We start from the raw sequence: 4,489 nt of genomic DNA, 5'->3' as shown, positions 1-4,489 counted from the left end.
ATCTTCGCTATCGTCATGTCGCACACGCGCAGTTCGTCCTCGTCTATGTAAGTGTCGTATATCCTGTCTATGCGAAGCTCCCTGAGCCGGTTGTCGTCAACGTTCGGGGTGCCGATGTAGTGCCTGAAGCCCAGAGATTCGAAAAAGTCCTGGTCCACTATGAGCGCGCCAGTGGAAACAATCGCGTCCACCATGTTGTGCTTCACGAGCTGGTAAACCACCTTCTTCAGGCCTGCGCTGAAAATCGAGCCTGCGAGCGTGAGTATCACTCCGCACTTCTCGTCCCTAAGCATTCTCTCGTATATTTTTGCGCCGCGCGCGAGGTTCCTTGCCTGGAACGCCATTTTCGAGTAGCTTTCTATGAGCGGGACCGCGTCTATTTTCGTTATGTCTATGTGCTCTATCGTCTCGTTGAGATAGGATTTCCTTTCTTCATCTTCGTTCATTTCTCCACCCACAAACTGCTTGTAGAATATATTATGAGACAAGAAATAAAAACATTCACCATTAATTTGCATCATCTGGTCTTTGTTTAGTTTTCTTGCCTCTATTTGAGCCGTTTTTGTAATTTTCTGCGCCATGTAGTTCTTTAAGAAGTGCATCTGCTTCTCCGAGGTTCGCAAGTGCTTGCATGTATTTAGGATCGAGCGCCAATGCTTTTTTGAGATACTCAACCGCGGTCTTGAGATTCCTTTCGGTTTCGGATTTGTCATTTGAAGGCAGCCGTATCATATATATTATCCCGATATTATTGTAAGCTTTAACCTGGTTCGGATTGATTTCCAAGGATTTCTTGAAATAAGCGAGGGCAGTTTCATAATCCCTGAGTGAGCGGTAGCCTTCCCCCATTCCAAAGTATGCATTGGCATCTTTATTATTCAGAGACATTGCCATTCTGAAGTATTTTATGGATTCGTTGTACTTCTGAGACGCGGCTTTTTGGTTTCCATGGGATTCCAAACCCCTTCCCGCACTTTGGAGGAACGCCCCGATGTTTGAGCATACCATGCTATTCGGGAAAACATCGGGATCCATCCCACCGTAAGAGACCGGATATGCCGTTCTAAAAGCGGCTTCAGTGGGGTAGATAAAAAATTCTACGGTACCCTGAGTTAACCGGAATAGGTTGGTTTCAAGATAAAATGCCGCGGGTTTTTCCACCATTTTTCTTGGTTTTACGTCTATGCGCAAAACTGCGTGGGATGGAAGCGAAACTATTTTTGTTTTCACTCCGAACTGGGATAATATATCGGATATTACAAAACAGCTCGTATCGCAATCGAAGGTTCTGGTGGACAGCGCCTGGCTTAGCAGAGTCACGTCTCCCTTGGCCTTTGCAAACCCCTCTTTCCCCCACAACGCCCGCATTGCTTGCCCGAACAGCCATTTATGGTCTTCAAACGAAACTAGCGGCTGGCTGCCAGCGGCGTTTCCTATTTCAGATATGGCATTTTTTATGAATTCCGAGTACTGCTTCTTTAGTTGTGCGGTCTGGCGCGGGTCAGAACGCAGGGCGGCATTCTCAAAATCGATTATTTTCAGCCCCAGGAGATCCTGCTTCGCTTGCTGTTTGAAGTGCTGAACCATGGCTTAATTACCCTTTGACTACCGCAACAGGTTTAACTCGAGCGACTATTTCGCTTATTCCTGCGGCCGCGACGCTTTCAACCACTTCGTCGACGTTCTTGTACGCGTCCGGCGCTTCCTCTGCAATCACCCTCTTGTCCATGGCGCGTATGTAAATCTGCTGCTTGTCCCACAGGTCCTTCACGAGCGCGTTCGGGTCGTGCGTCCGTATCGCTTCGCCCCTGCTCATGGTTCTTCCCGAACCGTGGCACGTGGTCCCCCAGGAAAGGGAGAGCCCTTTCTCTTTTCCCACGAGAACGTAGCTTGCAGTCCCCATCGAGCCCGGGATTATCACCGGCTGGCCCACGTTCCTGTAAGTCGGCGGGAGCTCCGGCCTTCCTGCCGGGAACGCGCGCGTAGCTCCTTTTCGGTGCACCATGAGCTTTCTCCTCTTTCCGTCCACTTCGTGCTCCTCCACTTTCGCTATGTTGTGCGCAACATCGTACACCAGATGCATTTTGTCGCTGGCCCCTTTTCCCAGCACCTCGTCAAAGCTCTGGCGCACCCAGTGCATTATCATCTGCCTGTTCGCGAACGCGAAGTTCACCGCGCATTTCATTCCCGCAAGGTAGTCCTGGGCTTCGCGGGTCTTTATCGGGGCGTAAACGAGCTCCCTGTCCGGGAGCCACAGATTCATTTTGTTCGCGAGGTTGAGCATCGCGCCCAGATTGTCGGTGCATATCTGGTGGCCGTAGCCGCGGGAGCCGCAGTGTATCATCACGACTATTTCATCTTTCACAAGACCGAAGGATTTTGCAACGCTTTCGTCCATCACTTTTTCCACCCGCTGGATTTCCAGGAAGTGGTTGCCTGCTCCGAGCGTTCCAAGCTGGGACTTTCCCCTGGCTTTTGCAGTAGGGGTCACTTTCGTTGGGTCAGCGCCTTCCATGCGCCCATATTCCTCGGTGCGTTCAATATCTTCTTTCCATCCGTAGCCGTGCTCTACCGCCCATTCGGTTCCTCCTGTCGCTACCTTGTCCAATTCCTCGTGCTTCAGGCGAAGCTTGCCTTCGCTACCTACTCCTGAAGGAACGTTCGTGAATAATTTATCTGCAAGTTGTTTTATTTTCGGCTTCGCTTCCTCGTAAGTCAAGCCGGTTGTGAGCAGGCGCACGCCGCAGTTGATATCATAACCGATCCCTCCAGGAGAAACCACGCCTTCTTCCGCATCGAATGCCGCAACTCCGCCTATGGGAAAACCGTAGCCCTCGTGGCCGTCGGGCATCACCATCGCGTTGTTTATTATCCCTTCCAATGAAGCGACGTTCTGCAGTTGCATCAGGGTGCGGTCTTTTTTCATCCTTTCCATCACAGGTTCAGTGCCGAATATGAGCGCCGGAACCTTCATGGTTCCTTCCTTTTCCAATTCCCAGATTGCGTCGCCTAGTTTTTTTATCTTCATAAAAATCACGCGTATTTTCGAGGCTCGCATACGAAACTGAATGCCTCGGAGATATTGATAATATTGGCATCGTAAGTTTAAAACATTGCCGGGCCAAATCCTAACCGGAGGATTGCATGGACGCTGTCGAATTTCACAAAAAGCTCAGGGGAAAGATGGAAATAAGAAGCAAAGTTGCGCTCAAGGATTCGGAAACACTTTCCCTGGCCTACACACCAGGAGTGGCGAAGGTGTGCAGCGAGATTGCGAAGAAGCCTGAAATGGTTTACGAATACACGAACAAATGGAACAGCGTCGCGATAGTGAATGATGGGACCAGGATTCTTGGGTTGGGAAACATAGGGCCTGAAGCCGGATTGCCAGTAATGGAGGGAAAGGCGATACTGTTCAAGGAGTTCGGGGGGGTGGACGCGTTCCCCATTTCGCTCAATACACGGAAAAAGGATGAAATAATCGTGATTACTAAGGCGATTGAACCCTCTTTTGGAGGGATAAATTTGGAGGATATTGAAACCCCGAAGGTTTTTGAAATTTACGACGCATTGCGTAAAACGATGGGCATCCCGGTTTTCCACGACGACAGGCACGGAACCGGAGTAGTTGTACTTGCAGGGCTCATAAACGCGCTGAGGGTGGCGAAGAAAGACAAGGATGCTGAAATAGTGCTCGTGGGCGCAGGGGCCGCGATAATGGGAATTGTTGAACTGCTTCTTGCGTACGGAATCAGGAATATTACGGTGCTTGATTCCAAGGGAGTTTTGGACAAAAGCAGAAGAGATATTGAACCATACAAGAAATTTTTTGTTGAGCATTCCAAGCCAAGAAGCAAAGGCGGGATTGCGGAATGTCTGAAAGGAGCGGATGCGGTGATTGCGGCTTCCGCGCCGGGAATAATCAAAAAAGAGATGGTCGCAGGCATGAATAAGAATGCGATAGTGTTTGCATTGAGCAATCCTGATTCTGAGATAGATTACAATGAAACGAAGAATGCTGGCGCGCTGGTTGTTGCTACCGGGAGGAGCGACTTCCCGAACCAGGTGAACAACGTGCTCGCGTTTCCGGGGATATACAGGGGTGCGCTGGACGTGCGCGCGAAGGAGATAAATCTTGGGATGATGGTTGCCGCTGCGGAAGCGATAGCCGGAAGCGTGAAAAACCCCGATGCGGAACGCATAGTCCCGCCTGCATTCGACAGGGAAGTGGTGAAAAACGTGGCACTTGCGGTTGCTAAAAAAGCGGTTGAGAGCGGAGTTGCACAAAAGGAATTTTCAGCTGAAGAGATTGGGAAAAACATCCCGAAATAACGGACTGCGAACATGTTGGAACTGGTTCTGTTTTTCGTAATTGGCCTGGTTGCCGGAATTGCCAGCGGGCTCTTTCCAGGATTGCACCCGAATTTAATTTCTTCAATAGCTCTTGTGCAGGATATCGAATACGAAAAGAAAGCGGTGCTCATCGTTT

At 50.0% G+C, this 4,489-nt stretch carries 4 protein-coding genes; 1 reads left to right on the top strand and 3 read right to left on the bottom strand.

Annotated elements, in window-relative coordinates; all coding sequences use genetic code 11:
* From WC488_04750 to WC488_04740, 3 genes are all read right to left on the bottom strand, one after another.
* The coding region (locus WC488_04750) for a deoxyhypusine synthase family protein (GenBank protein MFA5077709.1) at positions 1–446 on the bottom strand (446 nt) is incomplete at its 3' end.
* A 61-nt stretch (positions 447–507) separates the two neighbouring features.
* The gene (locus tag WC488_04745) at positions 508–1,587 is read right to left on the bottom strand and encodes a tetratricopeptide repeat protein (GenBank protein MFA5077708.1); all 1,080 of its coding nucleotides are present in this window, start codon (positions 1,585–1,587) and stop codon (positions 508–510) included.
* 7 nt (positions 1,588–1,594) lie between these two features.
* Positions 1,595–3,028 (bottom strand): RtcB family protein, encoded by a 1,434-nt coding sequence (locus WC488_04740; protein ID MFA5077707.1) that lies wholly within the window; start codon positions 3,026–3,028, stop codon positions 1,595–1,597.
* Positions 3,029–3,144: 116 nt separating this feature from the next.
* On the opposite strand from WC488_04740, the gene WC488_04735 reads away from it, so the two are divergent.
* Positions 3,145–4,332 (top strand): NADP-dependent malic enzyme, encoded by a 1,188-nt coding sequence (locus WC488_04735; protein ID MFA5077706.1) that lies wholly within the window; start codon positions 3,145–3,147, stop codon positions 4,330–4,332.
* The last annotated feature ends 157 nt before the right edge of the window (positions 4,333–4,489 follow it).

The sequence above is a fragment of the Candidatus Micrarchaeia archaeon genome, assembly GCA_041650355.1.
In the GTDB taxonomy this organism is placed as follows: Archaea; Micrarchaeota; Micrarchaeia; order Anstonellales; family Bilamarchaeaceae; genus JAHJBR01.
This window is presented reverse-complemented; position numbering and strand designations above follow the sequence as displayed.

Coding starts and splice junctions, on each gene's coding strand:
- WC488_04745 (MFA5077708.1), bottom strand. CDS start 1,587: ATGGTTCAGCACTTCAAACAGCAAGCGAAGCAGGATCTCCTGGGGCTG.
- WC488_04740 (MFA5077707.1), bottom strand. CDS start 3,028: ATGAAGATAAAAAAACTAGGCGACGCAATCTGGGAATTGGAAAAGGAA.
- WC488_04735 (MFA5077706.1), top strand. CDS start 3,145: ATGGACGCTGTCGAATTTCACAAAAAGCTCAGGGGAAAGATGGAAATA.